Source organism: Streptomyces sp. PTY087I2, assembly GCF_001687325.1.
Taxonomy (GTDB): domain Bacteria; phylum Actinomycetota; class Actinomycetes; order Streptomycetales; family Streptomycetaceae; genus Streptomyces.
Genome location: NZ_LZRD01000005.1, coordinates 65,574 through 82,268, shown reverse-complemented (window position 1 = coordinate 82,268; position 16,695 = coordinate 65,574). Strand labels below are relative to the sequence as shown.

The window sequence follows — 16,695 nt, the reverse complement described above, 5'->3', positions numbered from 1 at the left end:
GACCTGATGACCTCACGCCTTCAGCCCGTCCAGCAGTTCACACGTCGCGTCGTCCAGGATTCCGCGCAGCAGGCGGGCGTCGGCGGCCACGGCGGTGACCAGGACGGCGGGGCCGGCCAGTGGGGTGAGGGCGGCGGTGGGGCCGAGGAGGCGGGCGGGGAGCGGGGCGTCCTCGAAGGTCGGGTCGGCTAGGAGGAGTTGGCCGGTGGTGCGGTGGCCGGCGAGGACTGCGGGGCCGTCCCAGCCGGCGGGGGCGTCGGGGCCGTAGGTCAGTTGCTGGTCGAGGAGGGGGCGGCCCGCGCGGTGGACGGTGAGGCGGGTGGTGAGGGCGCCGGTGGGTTCGCCGTGGCGGCCGAGGATCTGCTCCTCGCGCAGCAGGAGGCGTGCGGTGGGCGCGAGTTGGACCCGGGTGGTCTGGTGCAGGCGGCTGCCGTGGGCGGAGACCAGTTGTTCGGGGAGCCAGTGCAGGGCCGCCCCCTCCCCCACGGTCAGGTTGACCGTGTACGTGGACGGGTCGGCGTCCGGCAGGGGGCCCGGGAGCGCGACCGTGGCCGCCGCCGCGTCGACCGTGAGGCGTGCGCCGTCGGTGACCTCGGCCTCGATGGCGAGGCGGTCGCCGTTCAGCGGGGCGCTCATCGCGCCGACGACGGTGGCCCGGGCGTACGTGGGGTGCGGGGAACGGGTGCGGCGCAGGGCGAGCGGGCCGTCGCTCTCCAGGACGGGCAGGGCGGTGCCGCCCCGGCCGTCGGGCTCGGCGCGGAGCCGGGCCCGCGCGTGGACGCTCACGCGGTCCAGGCGGCGAGCCGTGTGCGCACCCAGTCGGCGACCGGTCCGACGCCCTCGGCCGAGGTCAGCGAGGTGAAGGCGACGGGGAGTTCGCCGCGCTGCTTCTTGGCGTCCAGGGCCATCCGCTCCAGGTCGGAGCCGACGTACGGGGCGAGGTCGGTCTTGTTGACGACGAGGAGGTCGGCGGTGGTGACGCCGGGGCCGCCCTTACGAGGGATGTCGTCGCCGCCCGCGACGTCGATGACGAAGATCTGTGCGTCGACCAGGCCCTTGGAGAAGGTGGCGGTGAGGTTGTCGCCGCCGGACTCGACGAGGATCAGGTCGAGCGGGCCGACCGCGTCCTCCAGGTCCTCGACCGCTTCGAGGTTGGCGGAGATGTCGTCGCGGATCGCGGTGTGCGGGCAGGCGCCGGTCTCGACGGCCTGGATCCGCTCGGGCGGCAGGACGGCGTTGTTGAGGAGGAAGTCGGCGTCCTCGCGAGTGTAGATGTCGTTGGTGACGACGGCGATGGAGAGCCGGTCGCGCAGTTCGCGGCAGAGGGCGGCGACGGTGGCCGTCTTGCCGGAGCCGACGGGGCCGCCGAGGCCGATGCGCAGGGCGCGCCGGGTGCCGTCGGGGCGGGTGGCGTCGGCGCTGACGGCGGCGGGGCCGTCGTGGGTGTGGCCGAGGTGCATGGGGACTCCCGTGGTGGTGGAGGGGTGGCTGAGGTGTCCGTGTGGGGCGGGGCGGGCCCGGCCCGACCTACGAGGCGAAGAGGCGGACCGGCCAGGCGGCGTGCGCCTCGGCGGTGATGTCGAGGAGCGGGGCCGAGGCGGCGGGCAGGGCGTCGATGCCCTGCCGGGCTGCCTCGGCGGCCTGTTCCGCGACCCGGTCCAGCTCGGGGGCGAGCCGGGCGAGGACGGCGGTGGCGTGGAAGGGGTCAAGGGAGAGGAGCCGGACGACGGCGGTGGCGGGCCCGCTGACGGTCTCGTACGCGACACAGTGCGCGGCGTCCTCGGGGCCGAGGCCCGCCGACCGCGCGGTGAGCCCGAGGACGACGGGCTGGTGGGCGCCGCGCGGCCGGGCTTTGGCGAGCGCGTCCAGTTCGGGGCTCGGCCAGGTGGCGCGGGCGGCCCGCATCATCTGCCGGCCCAGCTTCCGGGCGGTGGCCCGCAGGGCGGGTGAGGGCGTACGGGCGTCGGCGGCCTCGTCGAGGGCGAGCGGGTCGAGGCCGTGGGCCGCCGCCGCGGCGAGGGCGGCGGCGGTGAGGCCCGCGGTGTGCAGGCGGCCCCGGCAGAAGTCGGCGAGGGAGTCGGCGTCGCGAACGCGCCCTTCGGCGACGGCCGGTTCGGCGCCGCCGGAGTGGGCGTGGCCTCCGGCGGGGAACCGGCCGTCGGCCAGGACGAGGAGAGCTGCGCGTGACATAGCTGTGGTCCGCCGGCTCTCAGAAGAGGAAGTAGCGCTGGGCCATGGGCAGTTCCGCCGCCGGGGCCGGCTCGACCGGATCGCCGTCGATGGTGACGGCGAAGCTGTCGGGGTCGACCTCGACACGGGGCACGGCGTCGTTCTCGCACATGTCCGCCTTCGTGACCCCCCGGGTGCTGGTGATCGGCGTGAACGGCTTGTCCAGGGCGAGCCGTTCGGGCAGGCCGTCCTCGATCGCGGCGGCGGAGACGAAGTTGACCGAGCCCCGGGCCGCCGCCCGGCCCAGCGCGCCGAACATCGGGCGGGGCATCACCGGCTGGGGCGTTGGGATGGAGGCGTTGGCGTCGCCCATCTGCGCGTACGCGATCTGGCCGCCCTTGATGACGGTCTGCGGTTTCACGCCGAAGAACGCCGGGTCCCAGAGCACGAGGTCGGCGAGCTTGCCGGTCTCCACGGAGCCGATCTCGCCGCCCATGCCCTGGGCGACGGCCGGGTTGATGGTGTATTTGGCGACATAGCGACGGACCCGGTGGTTGTCGGCCCGCCCGTCCCCGGGCAGGGCACCGCGCCGCTTCTTCATGACGTGGGCGGTCTGCCAGGTCCGCAGGATCACCTCGCCGATGCGCCCCATCGCCTGGGAGTCGGAGGAGATGATCGAGATGGCGCCGAGATCGTGGAGGATGTCCTCGGCGGCGATGGTGGAGGGCCGGATCCGGGACTCGGCGAACGCCAGGTCCTCGGGGACGGCCGGGTTGAGGTGGTGGCAGACCATCAGCATGTCGAGGTGTTCCTCGATGGTGTTGACGGTGTGCGGCCGGGTGGGGTTGGTCGAGCTGGGCAGGACGTACGGCTCGGAGACCACGCTGATGATGTCGGGCGCGTGCCCGCCGCCCGCCCCCTCGGTGTGGTACGCGTGGATCGTCCGGCCGGCGATGGCGGCGAGGGTGTCGGCGACGAACCCGGCCTCGTTGAGGGTGTCCGTGTGGATGGCGAGCTGGGCGCCGGTCCGTTCGCAGACGGTGAGGCAGGCGTCGATGACGGCGGGGGTGGCGCCCCAGTCCTCGTGGATCTTGAATCCCAGTGCTCCGCCGCGCAGCTGGGAGTGCATGGCGTCCTGCGACATCGTGTTGCCCTTGCCGAGCAGTCCGATGTTGACGGGGAACGTCTCCAGCGCCTCGAACATCCGGGCCAGATGCCAGGGCCCGGGGGTGATGGTGGTGGCCTTGGTGCCTTCGGCGGGGCCGGTGCCGCCGCCGACGAGGGTGGTGATGCCACTGGAGAGCGCCTGGTCGACAAGGGTGGGCGAGATGAAGTGGACGTGGGCGTCGACCGCGCCTGCGGTGAGCAGCTTGCCGTTGCCCGCGATGACTTCGGTCTCGGGGCCGATCACCAGGTCGGGGTGGACGCCGTCCATGGTGTCCGGGTTCCCGGCCTTGCCGATGCCGGTGATCCGGCCGTCCCGGATGCCGATGTCGGCCTTGACGATGCCCCAGTGGTCGATGATGACGGCGCCGGTGATGACGGTGTCGGGCGCGCCTTCGGCGCGGGTGGTGCGGGCCTGGCCCATGGACTCGCGGATCACCTTGCCGCCGCCGAACACCGCCTCGTCGCCCGCGTGTCCGGGGCCGCCCGAGCGGTCCTCCTCGATCTCGACGAGCAGATCGGTGTCGGCGAGCCTGATCCGGTCGCCGGTGGTGGGCCCGAACAGGTCGGCGTAGACCGCGCGCTTGAGGTCAGGCATCGAGGGCACCTCCGGTTTCGCCGCGCAGGCCGGGGACGACGCGGCGGCCGGCGAGGGGGACGAGTTCGACGTCGGCGGGGATGCCGGGTTCGAAGCGGACCGCCGTACCGGCGGCGATGTTCAGCCGCAGTCCGTGGGCGGCGGCGCGGTCGAAGCGCAGCCCGGGGTTGGCCTCGGCGAAGTGGTAGTGGGAGCCGACCTGGACGGGGCGGTCGGCGGCGTTGAGGACGGTGAGGCGGGTGACCGCCCGCCCCTCGTTGAGGGGGATGTCCCCGTCCCCGTACAGGATCTCTCCGGGAATCATCGGCGCTCCCCCGTCAGACGATCGGTTCGTGGACGGTGACGAGCTTCGTGCCGTCCGGGAAGGTGGCCTCGACCTGGACGTCGTGGAGCATCTCGGGGATGCCCTCCATGACGTCGTCCCGGGTGAGCAGCTTCCGTCCCGATGCCATGAGTTCGGCGACGGTACGGCCGTCCCGGGCGCCCTCCAGCAGATGGGCGGTGATCAGGGCGACGGCCTCGGGGTGGTTGAGCTTCAGCCCGCGCGCACGGCGCTTCTCGGCCACGTCGGCGGCCACATGGATGAGCAGACGCTCCTGCTCGTGCGGGGTCAGTTGCACGCTTCCACCTCATCGTCTTCCGCCCGGCTCCGGCTCCGGACGCAGCGGGACACTATCCCCGTTCAACAACTCGTTGAACGGGAACGACACCCTCGCGACCAGGCATTGCACGTTAGGGCGGAAGTTTTTCCATTGCGTTAACTGATCTTTTGCGGGGTGATGGACATCAGACCGCGCAACCCGTTCTCCACCACCTCGGGGCGTACGTCCCCGAACAGCGCCTCCTGCACGATGAAGCCCTGCGCCGCCGCGATCATCGTGCGCGCCACATGGTCGTCGGGCACGTCGCTTCCCAGGATCCCCGCGGAACGGTAGGCGTCGACGAGCTTCACCCAGGCCAGGCGCATGGTGGCGTACCCCTCGTCGAGGAGTGCGGCGAGCCGTCCGTCGCGCAGCGTCTCGGACCAGAGCTGGACCACGAGCGCGGCGAAGGTGCGGCGCTCCAGCCCGTACACCCGTCCCGCGAGCACCCCGCCGAGCACCCGGCTGAGCAGCGCGTCCGGGGTGGGCGGCGGCGTCATACGGGCAGCCTCCTCGAAGGCGCCGCGCACGACGACGAAGGCCTCCTCGGTGATGGCCGCGATGATGTCCTCCTTGCCGGGGAAGTAGCGGTAGACCGCTCCGGCGGACAGCCCCACCTCCTTGAGGACGTCCTGCATGGACGTGGCGTGGAAACCGTTGCGGGCGAAGCAGCGCGCCGCGCCGTCGAGGATCTGACGGCGGCGGGCGTCGAGGTGTTCCTGGGATACGCGGGCCATGACCTCAACCTAAAACGAACGTTCCTTCTTGACAATCGAACGAGGCGTGCCGACAGTGGGAACCAGTCGTAAAACGAACGATCCTTCTCTTTGGATTCATCCTTCTTTGGATTCCCCGCCCGTCGCACGAATCGAGGCCTCTCATGTCCACCGCACCCAACCGCCGCGCGGTGGCGGTGATCCTGCTGGTCCCCCTGATGGTGACCCTCGCCCTCTGGGCCTTCGCCTGGCCCGCCGCCCGGATCGCGCCACGCGACCTCCCGGTCGGCGTGGCGGGTGCGGCGCCGGCCGCCGAGCAGCTGGAGCAGCGGTTCGAGCAGCGCGAGGGCGCCTTCGAGGTGCACCGTTACGAGGACGAGGCCGCCGCCCGCGCCGCGATCGAGGACCGGGTCGTATACGGAGCCGTCGTCGCCACCCCGCAGGGGCCGCACCTGCTCACCGCGTCGGCGGCGAGCCCGGTCGTCTCCCAGCTGCTGCGCGAGGCCGTGACCGCGTCCGCCCCGGAGGGCACGCAGGTCAAGGTCACCGATGTGGTGGCCGCGCCGACCGGGGACCCGCGCGGCAGCGCACTCGGCGCGAGTGTCCTGCCGCTGGCCCTGGCGGGAATGGCGGCCGGAGCCGTCGTCACCCTCATGGGGCTGCGCGGGGCGCGGGCCGCGTTGACCCTGCTCGCGGCGTCCGCCCTGGTGGGGCTTGCCGCCACGGCCGTGACCCACAGCTGGCTCGGCGTGATCACGGGCGACTGGTGGACGGAGGCGGGGGTGCTCGGGCTCACCGTGCTGGCCATCGGTTCAGGGGTGGCAGGACTCGCCGCCCTGTTCGGGACGGGCGGCATCGGGCTCGGCGCCCTGCTGATGGTTCTGCTGGGCAATTCCTTCTCCGGCGTCACCAGCGCACCGCAGCTGCTGCCCGAACCGGTCGGCATGATCGGCCAGTGGCTCCCGCCGGGCGCGGGCGGCTCCCTGCTCCGCTCGGTCGCCTTCTTCGACGGGAGCGCGGCGGGCGGGCCCCTCCTGACGCTCTCACTGTGGTCGGTGCTCGGACTGGCGGCGGTGCTGTTCGCGCGGCGGACACCGAAGGCCGTCGAGCCGACGGCTGCCGAGTCCGCCGGGCCCGCCCGGGAGCCGGCCCTGACCGGCTGAGCACCGGATCCGGACGCGCCGAAGCCGGGTGCGCCTCCTCAGGGAGGGCACCCGGCTTCGTGCTGTCGCGGGGCAGTCCGACGTCAGGCGTCCCGGCCGTCGTCGTTGCGGTTGGCGTGACCGTGGCCGTCCTGGGGGCGGTGCTCGGCGGCGATGCCGAACCTGCGCCGTTCGCCCTGAGCGGATGGCGCGGAGCCGATCGAGGAGACCGAGCTGATCACCTGCTCCTCGGCCGCGGACTCCTCCGCTTCGAGTCGTTGCAGGTCGGCGGCGGAGACCAGCGCGACGAGCGGCTTGCCGTGCCGGGTCACCACGACGCGTTCACCGCCGTAGACGACGCGGTTGATCAGTTCGGCGAGCTCTGCCCGTGCTTGCGTCACCGGAATCTCGTAGGCCATAGTCACCATCATAACCTTCTGTACGTCCTGTACATTTTTTACGGATGACGGGACGCCCGGACGAATGGTCAGCTCCAGGAGAGAGGCACGCCATGATCCGCCCCGCCGCCCGCTACGTCCTTCCCGAGTTCACCGAGCGCACCGCGACCGGGACCCGCACGCAGGACCCGTACTCCAAGCTGCTGTCCGAGCGGATCGTCTTCCTCGGGAGTCCGGTCGACGACACCGCCGCGAGCGACCTCATCGCCCAGCTCATGTATCTGGAGCACGCCGATCCGGACCGGCCCCTGTCGCTGTACATCAACTCCCCCGGCGGTACGTTCCAGGCGATGGCGGCGGTCTACGACACGATGCGCTACCTCACCTGCCCGGTGGAGACCTTCTGCCTGGGGCAGGCGGGCTCCTACGCGGCGGCCCTGCTGGCGGCCGGGGCGCAGGGGCGGCGACATGCGCTGCCCGGTGCGCGGGTAGTCATTCAGCAGCCCGCACTGGAGGAGCCGCTGCGGGGCCAGCCGTCCGACCTGGAGATCCACGCGCGCGAACTGGTGCGTACCCGCGAGATGTTCGCGGCCATGCTCGTCCGGCACACGGGCCGGACCGCGGAGCAGATCACCGCCGACATCGAGCGCGACACCATCCTCGACGCGCGGGCCGCCCTCGCCTACGGGCTGGTCGACCACGTCGTGGAGAACCGCTGACCCACCCGGCCGCCGTACGACCGGCGCCGTACGACGCGAGGTGAAACGCCGATGGAGCCACCCGAGTTCCCGCCCCTGCCCGCACTGACCCGCGCCGAGGGCGAGTTCGTCGACTGCTACCTGGCCGTGCTCGACCAGGTGGGCCGCATCAACCCGGCCCACGGCGGCGACACCTACAGCGCGCTGCGGGCCGCCCAGGCCCTGGCCTCCGGGGCGGCGGCGCTGCGCGACGCGCTGGCCCTGATGCACGAGCGCGGCGAGTCACGGCTGCACGCCGCCACCCTGGCGCGAGCCCTGCGCGTCCTGGACGGGGAGCGCCGGGCGGGCCGGGTCGCGATGCCTCCGCCGGCGAACCGGCCGCCGGCGAGCTGACCCGCAGTGAACTGACCCGCCTCGCACGCCGGGAGCGCCTTACGGGAGCGGACCGGCCGGACCGCCGCACGACACGCCCGATCCCGCGATCATTTTTCCTCGCTCGTTCGGCGTAGACGGTCACCCGTGCGAGCGACGGCCCAACTTGCGTTCGGAGCGCGGCCCGTACTCGAAATGCGTCCTTTCGTCCCTGGTACGAGGGTGTGCGCCGGGCTCGACGGCGGGCGCGAATCCGGCCTGTCCACCTGAATGGATCAGTGGTGAGGAGACTCACAAATCGCCGTTTCAGCTCGGAAATCCGGCACGGAGTGCGTCAAGATCCCTGGGACGACAAGCCCCCGCCGCCGCGGCGGGGCGGTCCGGGCGGACGCCGAGTCCTGCCGCCGCCCGGATGACTGGTCGACAGAAGTGGATCGGCAGGAGTGGAGGACCCGAGCACAACGGGCCGACCGGGAGACCGGGAAGCCCTCGGGGTGAAGCCGCGACGCGGCCGGGCAACTTCGCCAGCCCGAACCCGACAGGTCATCCTTCACAGGCGGCTGACGAAGGGTTGCGCATGTCTGCGCAGGTTCATGTCCCGTCTCTGTTCGCCCGGGTCGGTACGGCTTCGGCGCTCACCCTGGCCGTGACGTCCTCGATGCTGGCGCCCGGTCTGGTGAGCGACGCCGAGGCCGCCACCTCCCACTCGACGAAGGCCCTGAAGATCGCCGCGTCGAAGAAGGGGGCTCCCTACAAGTACGGAGCGGCGGGCCCCAGCCGCTTCGACTGTTCGGGGCTGACGCTCTACTCGTTCAAGAAGGCCGGCAAGAAGCTTCCCCGCACGGCACAACAGCAGTACAACAAGACCCGCCATATTCCGAAGTCGCAGCGCAAACGCGGCGACCTCGTCTTCTTCCATTCGGGGCGCAGCGTCTACCACGTGGGCATCTACGCCGGGGCCGGGAAGATCTGGCACTCCCCCAAATCGGGGGACGTGGTGCGACTGGCGAAAATCTGGTCCAAGAGCGTCTGGTACGGACGGGTCCGCTGACCCACCGACCGGACGCTCTTTCCTTGCGGCACTGCCCCTGCCCTCCTTCCCTTGCGCGCACCGCCCGCTGCCCGCGGCCGGCTCAGCGCAGCAGCGGGCCGGTGACCAGGGCGAGTCCCAGACCGGTGAGCGCCACCCCGCTGCCGCCCTCGATGGCGCGGGCGGTACGCGGGCGGCGCAGCCACCGGCCCAGCCGGTCCACCAGCAGGGCGACGGCCGGGAACCAGATCAGCGCCAGCACCACCACCAGGGCCGCGAGCAACAGGGTCCTGGGCAGCGGCGGCTGACCGTCGGGCACGAACTGCGGCAGCAGACTGAGGAAGAGGACCGGGGCCTTCGGGTTGAGCGCGTTCGTCAGGAACCCCTGGCGCAGCGCGCGCCCGAACTCCCTGGGCGCGGGCCGCTCGGGCTCGCCCTCCGGGGCGCCGGAAGGCGGGCCCGAGCCGTCCTGCGCTCGGCGGCGGATCGCGTACAGCGCGCTGAGCCCGAGGTACAGGACGTACGCGCCGCCGAGCAGCTGGACGGTGCGGAAGAGCACGGGCATCGTCACCAGCACCGCGGCGAGTCCGGCGACCGCGAGCGCGGTGTGCACGAGCAGTCCCCCGGCGACGCCGACCGCCGAGGCCAGGCCCGCGGTGCGGGAGGCCAGGGCGTTGCGTACGACGACGGTGAAGTCGGCGCCGGGCAGCGCGACCATGCCGGCGGCGACCCCGGTGAAGGCGATGAGTTGTGCGTCCATGAGGTCCACCTTGGACCTGCGGAGCCTTTAGCGTGTACTTGCAATCTTCTGGGTCTGCCTAAAGGAACGCTTTCATGTACGACCCGACACGGCTCGCGGCGCTGGTGGCGGTCGCGGAGGCCGGATCGATCACCCGGGCCGCCGCCCGCCTCGGCTACACCGCGCCCGCGCTCTCGCAGCAGCTGGCCAAGCTGGAGCGGGAGGCGGGGGCGGCGCTGCTGGTACGCCACCATCGCGGGGCGCGGCTGACGGCGGCGGGCGAGCTGCTGGCGGGCCGGGCCCGCCGGGTACTGGACGAACTGGACCAGGCGCGGCACGAGCTGGCGCGGCTGGCCGGGCTCTCGGGCGGCAGGCTGCGGGTGGGGACGTTCACGACGGCCGGGATCCATCTGCTGCCGCCCGTCCTCAGCGCCTTCCGGCGGGCCCACCCCGAGGTCGAGCTGGCCGTCGCCGACCACGAACCGCCCGGCGGGATCGCCGCCGTGGCCGCGGGCGAGGTGGACCTCGCCCTGACGCACGCCTACGAACCGGGAGCGGTCGGGCCGCCGCCGGCGGGCGTGCTCGTCGACCCCCTTCTGGTCGAGGAGCTGGTGCTGGTCACATCGGTGGGGCACCGGCTCGCCGAGGGCACCGGGCGGCTGCCGGTCGGGGAGCTGGCGGGGCGGCCGCTGATCAGCAGTGCGCCGACCCATCCGCCCCGGCGCGGGGTCGAGGACGCGCTCGCCGCGGTGGGGGCGACGCCCGCGGTGGTCTGCGAATCACCGGGGTACGCGCTGGTGTGCGCGCTGGTCAGCGCGGGGCTCGGCGTGGCGGTGGTGCCGGAGATGGTCGCCTCGATGGCACCGGCCCCGCTGTCCGTACGGAGGCTGGAGCCCGCGTCGTTCCGCCGGACGATCTCCGTGGTGCACCGGGGCGACCGGTCGAGCGCGGCCGCCGCGACGCTGCTCGCGCTGCTGCGCAGCGGATTCGGCCGCGGAGGCACGGCGCCGGGGCCGAACCGGCCCCCGTCGGGCTGACCCGAGCCGGCCGGCCGGCTCGGCCCTCCAGGCTCCGCCGGCGACCGGGTCACCCGTCGGGTCCACTCCGGCCGGTCAGCGTGGGATCCGGCCCGGTCGGCTCCGGACCGGGGCGGCGGTCGGACCGCCGAAGTCCGGACCGTAACGCCAGCCCCGGACCGCGCCGCCACCGGCCGGCCCGCCGAGGCCCGGACCGTAACGTCAGCTCTGGACCGCGACCACCCAAGGCAGCGCGATCCAGACCGTCTTGCCGCCCTCGGCGGTCGGCGTGACCTGGAGCCGTCCGCCTCGCTCCTTGGCCAGCATCCGGATGATGACCATCCCCCGGCCGTTGTCCTGCCGTACCGCGGCGGGCAGTTTCTGGGGCCACCGGGGGTGACTGTCCGTGACGCCGAGATACAGCTCCTCGTCGCGTTCGAGGCGCAGGTCCACGGTGAAGGTGGGCGACTGGCCGAACGTGTGCTGCACGGCGTTGGTGGCCAGCTCCGAGACGATCAGCCGGATGGTGTCGGCGAACTCGCTGTCGTCGGGCATCCCCCATCCGGCCAGGGTCTTCGCCACATGTCTGCGGGCCGCGGAGACCGAGACCGGATCGCTCGGCAGAGTGACGGTTGCTTCCTGATGGTCCGCCATGGCGACACCGCCCCTTTCCCGCCCCGGGCCGACCGACGGCCGGCCGGGATTGTGCTTCGCGCCAGATTGCCATTGATGCAGCTCCCTGTAACGACGTTCGGCCAAGATATGCATATATCTGTCGCTCGAAGCGGTGAATTCGGGACCCGTACGGCGTGGACGGACGGCACACTGGCCCCTCTGCGGTGCCGGTCCCGGCGGCGGACCGGCCCCTCCCGACAGCGGAAGGAGACCGGCATGCTGCACGGCCCCGTCGTCCGGCGGCGCAAGCTCGGTGAGGAGCTGCGGGCCCTGCGCCACGCCTCCGGGCTGACCAGCCGGGAGGCGGCCCGGCTGCTCGGCTGGCACCAGTCGAAGGTGAGCCGCATCGAGACCGGTGCGAGCGGGGTGACCCCCGCGGACGTCTCGCGGCTGCTGGACGTCTACGCGGTGCGCGACCCCCAGTTGCGCTCCCTGCTCGAAGTCCTCGCGGGGTCGGCGGGCGGCGGCTCGGGATGGTGGCACGCGTACCGGGGGCTGATCCCGCCGCAGTACCGCGACTTCATCAGCCTGGAGTCGCAGGCCAGTACGGTCCGGACGCTGGAGACCTCGGTGGTGCCGGGGCTGCTCCAGACCGCCGGATACGCGCGTGCCGTGACCCGTGCCTCGCTGGACGGGTTACCGGACGGCCGGCTCGACTCGCTGGTCGAAGTCCGGCTGACCCGCCAGCGGGTACTGCGCGCGAGCCCGCCGCTGCGGTTCACGGCGGTGCTGGACGAGGCCGTGCTCCATCGCGAGGTGGGTGGGCCCGAAGTGATGCGGGACCAGCTGGAGCACCTTGCCCAGGTGTCTCAACTGCCACATGTGCAACTTCAGTTGCTGCCGTTCTCGGTGGGCGGTTACGTCGGACTCACCGGCCCTTTCGTCATCTTCTCCTTTCCGAACATTTCTGATCTGGATGTGGTCGTTCTTGACCACTTGACGAGTAGCCTCTATCTGGAGCGGAGAGAAGACCTTGAGGCGTACAGCTCGGCCTTCCGTACCTTGCAGGCGCATGCGCTGTCGCCCGAACACTCGCTGGACCTCATCACCGAGACCGGACGTAGCTTCAGACGCAGCTGAGGGGACGCCATGTCAGACCGACGCGCACTGACCGACTCACCGCCGCCACCGCCGCCGCCACCGCCACCGATGCCACCGCCGTCCACGGCGCCGCCCGCCCCGCGGTGGCGGCGCAGCAGCCGGTCGACCGGGATGAACAACTGCGTGGAGACCGCGCGGATCGGCGGTGCGCTCCTCGGCGTACGGGACTCGAAGGACGTGGACCGGCCGCCGCTGCGGTTCTCGGCGGCGGCCTGGACCGCCTTCGTGGACGGGCTCGGTCCGCACGGAGCCGGTCCACGGCACGTCAGCTGACGTCGGCGTCCGCCTGCCGGGGAGCGGTGGCGACGATCGTGGCCACCGCGGTCGTGATCTGCTCCTCGGTCAGGTCGGCGCGCGCGGTCAGCCGCAGTCGGGAGATGCCGTCCGGGACCGACGGCGGGCGGAAGCAGCCCACCGCCAGTCCGGCGGTGCGGCAGTCGGCCGCCCAGCGCACCGCCGTGTCCGCCGACGGCGCCCGGACGGAGACGACGGCCGCGTCGGGCCTCACCGCCTTCAGCCCGGCGGCGGTGAGCCGCGTGTACAGCGCGGTGGCCACCTCGCGGGCGCGGGCGGCCCGTTCGGGCTCCCGTCGCAGCACTTCGAGGGCGCCGAGCGCGCCGCCGGCCGCCGCCGGGGCGAGTCCGGTGTCGAAGATGAACGTACGCGCGGTGTTGACCAGGTGGTCGATGACGCGGGCGGGTCCGAGGACCGCTCCGCCCTGGCTGCCGAGCGACTTGGACAGGGTGAGGGTGGCCACGATCCCGTCGCCGCCCGCCAGTCCGGCCGCCGCGAGCGCTCCTCGTCCGCCGTCGCCCAGGACGCCGAGGCCGTGGGCGTCGTCGACGAGCAGGGCGGCGTTCGCGGAGCGGCAGACCTCGGCCAGGGCCGGGAGCGGGGCGGCGTCGCCGTCGACGGAGAAGACCGAGTCGGTGACGGCGAGGGCCCGCCCGTCATGGGCCCCGAGCGCTTTGGCGACCGCGTCCGGGTCCGCGTGGGGGACGACGGCGGTCTCGGCGCGGGAGAGCCGGCAGCCGTCCACGATCGAGGCGTGGTTGCCCGCGTCGGAGACGATGAGGGAACCGCGGCCGGAGAGTGCGGTCAGCGCGGCGAGGTTGGCCGCGTACCCGGAGGAGAGCACGAGGGCCGCCTCGAACCCGCAGAACGCGGCCAGCTCCCGTTCGAGTTCGGCGTGCAGGGCGGTGGATCCGGTGACCAGCCGGGAGCCGGTGGCGCCCGCTCCCCAGCGGTGGGCGGCGGCCGCCGCGGCGGCGGTGACCTCCGGATGCCGGGTGAGGCCCAGGTAATCGTTGCTCGCGAGGTCCAGCAGCTCCGGCTCGGCGTCGCGCGGACGCAGCGTGCGTACGAGTCCGGCGGCGGCCCGGCGGCGGGCCTCGGCGTCGATCCAGTCGAACGGGGCGAAGGACATGGGGCGGGTCCCTGTCTTTGTAGGCAGCCCACAGACCCTAGCCGGGTGCGCAGCAGGTCAGGGTGTGGCAATACACACACCCCCGCCCGGGTCTCCTGTCTGGTTCCTCCTTGGCTGGAGGCGGTGCCGTACGTCAGGATCATCTTTCATGGACCTGCTGAACACGCTGGTGGACAAGGGGCTGCGGCGCGAACTGCCGACCCGCGAAGAAGCGCTCGCCGTACTGGCGACCTCCGACGACGAGCTGCTCGACGTGGTGGCCGCCGCCGGGAAGGTGCGCCGTCAGTGGTTCGGGCGGCGCGTCAAGCTCAACTATCTGGTCAATCTCAAGTCCGGGCTCTGCCCCGAGGACTGCTCCTACTGCTCGCAGCGGCTCGGCTCGAAGGCCGGAATCCTCAAGTACACCTGGCTGAAGCCGGAGGAGGCGTCCAAGGCGGCCGCCGCCGGGGTGGCGGGCGGCGCGAAGCGGGTCTGTCTGGTGGCGAGCGGACGCGGGCCCACGGACCGGGACGTCGACCGGGTCACCAAGACCATCGAGGCCATCAAGGAGGAGAACGAGGGCATCGAGGTCTGCGCCTGCCTCGGTCTGCTCTCCGACGGCCAGGCCGACCGGCTGCGTACGGCGGGCGCCGACGCGTACAACCACAACCTGAACACGTCCGAGGAGACGTACGGGGCGATCACCACCACCCACACCTACGCGGACCGGGTGGAGACCGTGCAGCAGGCCCAGGCGGCCGGCCTCTCGGCGTGTTCCGGGCTGATCGCCGGGATGGGCGAGAGCGACAAGGACCTGGTCGACGTGGTGTTCGCGCTGCGCGACCTGGACCCGGACTCGGTGCCGGTGAACTTCCTGATCCCGTTCGAGGGGACGCCTCTCGCCAAGGAGTGGAACCTCACCCCGCAGCGCTGCCTGCGCATTCTGGCGATGGTCCGCTTCGTCTGCCCGGACGTCGAGGTGCGGCTCGCGGGCGGCCGTGAGGTGCATCTGCGCTCGATGCAGCCGCTGGCCCTGCACCTGGTCAACTCGATCTTCCTGGGCGACTATCTGACGAGTGAGGGCCAGGCCGGTCAGGCCGACCTGGACATGATCGCGGACGCCGGCTTCGAGGTGGAGGGCGCGGGCACGACGACCCTGCCGCGCCACCGGGCCGACGCGCTGGCCGGCGGCTGCGGTACGTCGGCGGAGCCGGCCGGGTGCGGAACGCAGGAGTCCGCAGGGTGCGGTTCGCACGGGGGCGGGGGCGGCTGCGGACCGTGCGGTGGCCACGCGGAGCAGGAACCGGTGGCCGTCGCCGACGCGGACGCGGATGCTCCGGCCGCGCGTTCGGAGGCGAACGGGGCGGCGCGTACGGAGGTCAACGGCGCGCCGCGTACGGATCTGGTGGCGGTGCGCCGGCGCGGTGCGGGGACGGATCTCGCCCCCAATGCCTGAGCCGTACGCCCCCGCGCTCCCCCGGCCCGCCGAGCCCTCCGGGCCGGTCGCGCACTCCGGACCCGCCGCGCCCAAGCCGTACGCCCCCGACGAGCTGCGCGCGCTCGACCGGGCGCACGTCTGGCACCCGTACGGTCCGATGCCGGGCCGGCAGGAGCCGCTGATCGTGGAGTCGGCCTCCGGGGTACGGCTCCGGCTCGCCGAACCCGTCGAGGGGCAGCGCGAGTTGGTGGACGGCATGTCGTCCTGGTGGTCGGCGGTGCACGGTTACAACCACCCGGTTCTCAACGAGGCCGCACGCGGCCAGCTGGACCGGATGAGCCATGTGATGTTCGGCGGGCTCACGCACGAGCCCGCCGTCCGGCTGGCGACCCGGCTGGTGGAGATCACCCCCGAACCGCTCCAGCATGTCTTCCTCGCCGACTCGGGGTCCGTGTCGGTCGAGGTCGCGGTCAAGATGTGCCTGCAATTCTGGCGTTCGGCGGGCCGTCCGGCCAAGCGTCGGCTGCTGACCTGGCGCGGGGGCTACCACGGGGACACCTGGCAGCCGATGTCGGTGTGCGACCCGGAGGGCGGGATGCACGAGCTGTGGTCGGGCTCTCTTCCCCGGCAGGTCTTCGCCGACGCCCCGCCGGACGGTTTCGACGCGGAGCCGGATCCGGGGTACGTCACCCATCTGCGGGAGCTGGTCGCCGCGCACGCCGAGGAGTTGGCGGCGGTCATCGTGGAGCCGGTCGTGCAGGGGGCCGGCGGGATGCGGTTCCACTCCCCCGCCTATCTGCGGGTGCTGCGCGAGGCGTGCGACGAGCACGACGTACTGCTGGTCCTCGACGAGATCGCGACCGGTTTCGGGCGTACGGGCACGCTGTTCGCCGCCGGGCACGCCGGGATCTCGCCGGACGTCATGTGCGTCGGCAAGGCGCTGACCGGCGGTTATCTCACGATGGCGGCGACGCTGTGCACCACCCGGGTGGCCGAGGGCATTTCCAGCGGCGAGGTGCCGGTGCTGGCGCACGGGCCGACGTTCATGGGCAACCCGCTGGCCGCGTCGGTGGCCTCGGCCTCGGTGGACCTGCTGCTCGGGCAGGACTGGGAGGGCGAGGTGGCGCGGATCGGTGCCGGGCTGCGCGCCGGGCTCGCTCCCGCAGCGGATCTCCCGGGCGTCGTGGACGTACGCGTCCTCGGGGCGATCGGGGTCGTCCAGCTCGACCACGAGGTGGACATGGCGGCGGCGACCCGCGCGGCCGTGCGCGAGGGCGTGTGGCTGCGGCCGTTCCGCGATCTCGTCTACACGATGCCGCCGTACGTCACGGGCGACGAGGACGTGGCCCGGATCTGCCGGGCCGTGTGCGCCGCGGCCCGGGAGGGCTGAACC

The 16,695-nt window shown here is 72.7% G+C and carries 20 protein-coding genes and 1 riboswitch; of the genes, 9 read left to right on the top strand and 11 right to left on the bottom strand.

What is annotated here, in order from left to right; translation table 11 throughout:
- Positions 1-12 precede the first annotated feature (12 nt).
- From A3Q37_RS06690 to A3Q37_RS06660, 7 genes are all read right to left on the bottom strand, one after another.
- Positions 13-786: an urease accessory protein UreD gene (locus A3Q37_RS06690; protein WP_065478960.1), complete on the bottom strand. Its 774-nt coding sequence runs from the start codon at positions 784-786 to the stop codon at positions 13-15.
- Positions 783-1,460, bottom strand: a complete 678-nt coding sequence (gene ureG, locus A3Q37_RS06685; RefSeq protein ID WP_065478955.1) for an urease accessory protein UreG — start codon at positions 1,458-1,460, stop codon at positions 783-785. The genes A3Q37_RS06690 and ureG overlap by 4 nt, the downstream gene beginning before the upstream one ends.
- Before the next feature lie 67 nt (positions 1,461-1,527).
- Entirely contained in the window at positions 1,528-2,190 is a 663-nt protein-coding gene (locus A3Q37_RS06680; protein WP_065478952.1) for an urease accessory protein UreF, read from the bottom strand.
- Between the two features lie 19 nt (positions 2,191-2,209).
- Positions 2,210-3,931, bottom strand: coding sequence for an urease subunit alpha (locus A3Q37_RS06675; RefSeq protein ID WP_065478949.1), 1,722 nt, complete (start codon positions 3,929-3,931; stop codon positions 2,210-2,212).
- Positions 3,924-4,235: an urease subunit beta gene (locus A3Q37_RS06670; protein WP_044369300.1), complete on the bottom strand. Its 312-nt coding sequence runs from the start codon at positions 4,233-4,235 to the stop codon at positions 3,924-3,926. Before A3Q37_RS06670 ends, A3Q37_RS06675 begins: the two co-directional genes overlap by 8 nt.
- 13 nt (positions 4,236-4,248) lie before the next feature.
- The gene (locus A3Q37_RS06665) at positions 4,249-4,551 is read right to left on the bottom strand and encodes an urease subunit gamma (protein ID WP_065478946.1); all 303 of its coding nucleotides are present in this window, start codon (positions 4,549-4,551) and stop codon (positions 4,249-4,251) included.
- Between the two features lie 137 nt (positions 4,552-4,688).
- Positions 4,689-5,309, bottom strand: coding sequence for a TetR/AcrR family transcriptional regulator (locus A3Q37_RS06660; RefSeq protein WP_065478943.1), 621 nt, complete (start codon positions 5,307-5,309; stop codon positions 4,689-4,691).
- Between the two features lie 143 nt (positions 5,310-5,452).
- Here A3Q37_RS06660 and A3Q37_RS06655 point away from each other — a divergent pair, with 143 nt between their 5' ends.
- Positions 5,453-6,451: a hypothetical protein gene (locus A3Q37_RS06655; RefSeq protein ID WP_065478941.1), complete on the top strand. Its 999-nt coding sequence runs from the start codon at positions 5,453-5,455 to the stop codon at positions 6,449-6,451.
- 83 nt (positions 6,452-6,534) lie between these two features.
- Here the strand turns inward: A3Q37_RS06655 and A3Q37_RS06650 are convergent, their stop codons facing one another.
- Positions 6,535-6,849, bottom strand: a complete 315-nt coding sequence (locus A3Q37_RS06650) for a type II toxin-antitoxin system Phd/YefM family antitoxin (RefSeq protein WP_065478938.1) — start codon at positions 6,847-6,849, stop codon at positions 6,535-6,537.
- A 92-nt stretch (positions 6,850-6,941) separates the two neighbouring features.
- Here A3Q37_RS06650 and A3Q37_RS06645 point away from each other — a divergent pair, with 92 nt between their 5' ends.
- The 3 genes from A3Q37_RS06645 to A3Q37_RS06635 all read left to right on the top strand — a co-directional run bounded on the left by A3Q37_RS06645 (position 6,942) and on the right by A3Q37_RS06635 (position 8,949).
- Entirely contained in the window at positions 6,942-7,547 is a 606-nt protein-coding gene (locus A3Q37_RS06645) for an ATP-dependent Clp protease proteolytic subunit (RefSeq protein WP_065478930.1), read from the top strand.
- Positions 7,548-7,598: 51 nt separating this feature from the next.
- Positions 7,599-7,919, top strand: a complete 321-nt coding sequence (locus tag A3Q37_RS06640; protein ID WP_065478927.1) for a hypothetical protein — start codon at positions 7,599-7,601, stop codon at positions 7,917-7,919.
- Between the two features lie 390 nt (positions 7,920-8,309).
- A riboswitch (cyclic di-AMP (ydaO/yuaA leader) is annotated at positions 8,310-8,472 on the top strand.
- 3 nt (positions 8,473-8,475) lie between these two features.
- Positions 8,476-8,949 (top strand): C40 family peptidase, encoded by a 474-nt coding sequence (locus A3Q37_RS06635; RefSeq protein ID WP_065478921.1) that lies wholly within the window; start codon positions 8,476-8,478, stop codon positions 8,947-8,949.
- Positions 8,950-9,031: 82 nt separating this feature from the next.
- On the opposite strand, the gene A3Q37_RS06630 is transcribed toward A3Q37_RS06635, so the two are convergent.
- Complete coding sequence (locus A3Q37_RS06630; RefSeq protein WP_065478916.1) at positions 9,032-9,688, bottom strand: LysE family translocator; 657 nt, start codon at positions 9,686-9,688, stop codon at positions 9,032-9,034.
- A gap of 74 nt (positions 9,689-9,762) precedes the next feature.
- On the opposite strand from A3Q37_RS06630, the gene A3Q37_RS06625 reads away from it, so the two are divergent.
- Positions 9,763-10,704 carry a LysR family transcriptional regulator gene (locus tag A3Q37_RS06625; RefSeq protein ID WP_065478913.1) on the top strand — a complete coding sequence of 314 codons (942 nt, stop codon included), beginning with the start codon at positions 9,763-9,765 and terminating at the stop codon, positions 10,702-10,704.
- A gap of 201 nt (positions 10,705-10,905) precedes the next feature.
- On the opposite strand, the gene A3Q37_RS06620 is transcribed toward A3Q37_RS06625, so the two are convergent.
- Positions 10,906-11,337 (bottom strand): ATP-binding protein, encoded by a 432-nt coding sequence (locus tag A3Q37_RS06620; RefSeq protein WP_065478909.1) that lies wholly within the window; start codon positions 11,335-11,337, stop codon positions 10,906-10,908.
- A gap of 237 nt (positions 11,338-11,574) precedes the next feature.
- On the opposite strand from A3Q37_RS06620, the gene A3Q37_RS06615 reads away from it, so the two are divergent.
- Together A3Q37_RS06615 and A3Q37_RS35445 are read left to right on the top strand one after the other, a co-directional pair.
- Positions 11,575-12,438 carry a helix-turn-helix transcriptional regulator gene (locus tag A3Q37_RS06615; RefSeq protein ID WP_065478903.1) on the top strand — a complete coding sequence of 288 codons (864 nt, stop codon included), beginning with the start codon at positions 11,575-11,577 and terminating at the stop codon, positions 12,436-12,438.
- A 69-nt stretch (positions 12,439-12,507) separates the two neighbouring features.
- On the top strand, positions 12,508-12,732 hold the full coding sequence (locus A3Q37_RS35445) for a DUF397 domain-containing protein (RefSeq protein WP_255311764.1): 225 nt from the start codon (positions 12,508-12,510) through the stop codon (positions 12,730-12,732).
- Here the strand turns inward: A3Q37_RS35445 and A3Q37_RS06610 are convergent.
- On the bottom strand, positions 12,725-13,885 hold the full coding sequence (locus A3Q37_RS06610) for an 8-amino-7-oxononanoate synthase (protein WP_065478900.1): 1,161 nt from the start codon (positions 13,883-13,885) through the stop codon (positions 12,725-12,727). The genes A3Q37_RS35445 and A3Q37_RS06610 overlap by 8 nt on opposite strands.
- A 148-nt stretch (positions 13,886-14,033) precedes the next feature.
- On the opposite strand from A3Q37_RS06610, the gene bioB reads away from it, so the two are divergent.
- Entirely contained in the window at positions 14,034-15,320 is a 1,287-nt protein-coding gene (bioB, locus tag A3Q37_RS06605) for a biotin synthase BioB (protein WP_065478897.1), read from the top strand.
- Positions 15,313-16,692, top strand: coding sequence for an adenosylmethionine--8-amino-7-oxononanoate transaminase (locus A3Q37_RS06600; protein ID WP_176711362.1), 1,380 nt, complete (start codon positions 15,313-15,315; stop codon positions 16,690-16,692). The genes bioB and A3Q37_RS06600 overlap by 8 nt, the downstream gene beginning before the upstream one ends.
- Positions 16,693-16,695 lie beyond the last annotated feature (3 nt).

Excerpts from the sequence above, each read along its gene's own strand:
- ureG (WP_065478955.1), bottom strand. The coding sequence starts at position 1,460 with ATGCACCTCGGCCACACCCACGACGGCCCCGCCGCCGTCAGCGCCGAC.
- A3Q37_RS06680 (WP_065478952.1), bottom strand. The coding sequence starts at position 2,190 with ATGTCACGCGCAGCTCTCCTCGTCCTGGCCGACGGCCGGTTCCCCGCC.
- A3Q37_RS06675 (WP_065478949.1), bottom strand. The coding sequence starts at position 3,931 with ATGCCTGACCTCAAGCGCGCGGTCTACGCCGACCTGTTCGGGCCCACC.
- A3Q37_RS06670 (WP_044369300.1), bottom strand. The coding sequence starts at position 4,235 with ATGATTCCCGGAGAGATCCTGTACGGGGACGGGGACATCCCCCTCAAC.
- A3Q37_RS06660 (WP_065478943.1), bottom strand. The coding sequence starts at position 5,309 with ATGGCCCGCGTATCCCAGGAACACCTCGACGCCCGCCGCCGTCAGATC.
- A3Q37_RS06655 (WP_065478941.1), top strand. The coding sequence starts at position 5,453 with ATGTCCACCGCACCCAACCGCCGCGCGGTGGCGGTGATCCTGCTGGTC.
- A3Q37_RS06650 (WP_065478938.1), bottom strand. The coding sequence starts at position 6,849 with ATGGCCTACGAGATTCCGGTGACGCAAGCACGGGCAGAGCTCGCCGAA.
- A3Q37_RS06645 (WP_065478930.1), top strand. The coding sequence starts at position 6,942 with ATGATCCGCCCCGCCGCCCGCTACGTCCTTCCCGAGTTCACCGAGCGC.
- A3Q37_RS06640 (WP_065478927.1), top strand. The coding sequence starts at position 7,599 with ATGGAGCCACCCGAGTTCCCGCCCCTGCCCGCACTGACCCGCGCCGAG.
- A3Q37_RS06635 (WP_065478921.1), top strand. The coding sequence starts at position 8,476 with ATGTCTGCGCAGGTTCATGTCCCGTCTCTGTTCGCCCGGGTCGGTACG.
- A3Q37_RS06630 (WP_065478916.1), bottom strand. The coding sequence starts at position 9,688 with ATGGACGCACAACTCATCGCCTTCACCGGGGTCGCCGCCGGCATGGTC.
- A3Q37_RS06625 (WP_065478913.1), top strand. The coding sequence starts at position 9,763 with ATGTACGACCCGACACGGCTCGCGGCGCTGGTGGCGGTCGCGGAGGCC.
- A3Q37_RS06620 (WP_065478909.1), bottom strand. The coding sequence starts at position 11,337 with ATGGCGGACCATCAGGAAGCAACCGTCACTCTGCCGAGCGATCCGGTC.
- A3Q37_RS06615 (WP_065478903.1), top strand. The coding sequence starts at position 11,575 with ATGCTGCACGGCCCCGTCGTCCGGCGGCGCAAGCTCGGTGAGGAGCTG.
- A3Q37_RS35445 (WP_255311764.1), top strand. The coding sequence starts at position 12,508 with ATGCCACCGCCGTCCACGGCGCCGCCCGCCCCGCGGTGGCGGCGCAGC.
- A3Q37_RS06610 (WP_065478900.1), bottom strand. The coding sequence starts at position 13,885 with ATGTCCTTCGCCCCGTTCGACTGGATCGACGCCGAGGCCCGCCGCCGG.
- bioB (WP_065478897.1), top strand. The coding sequence starts at position 14,034 with ATGGACCTGCTGAACACGCTGGTGGACAAGGGGCTGCGGCGCGAACTG.
- A3Q37_RS06600 (WP_176711362.1), top strand. The coding sequence starts at position 15,313 with ATGCCTGAGCCGTACGCCCCCGCGCTCCCCCGGCCCGCCGAGCCCTCC.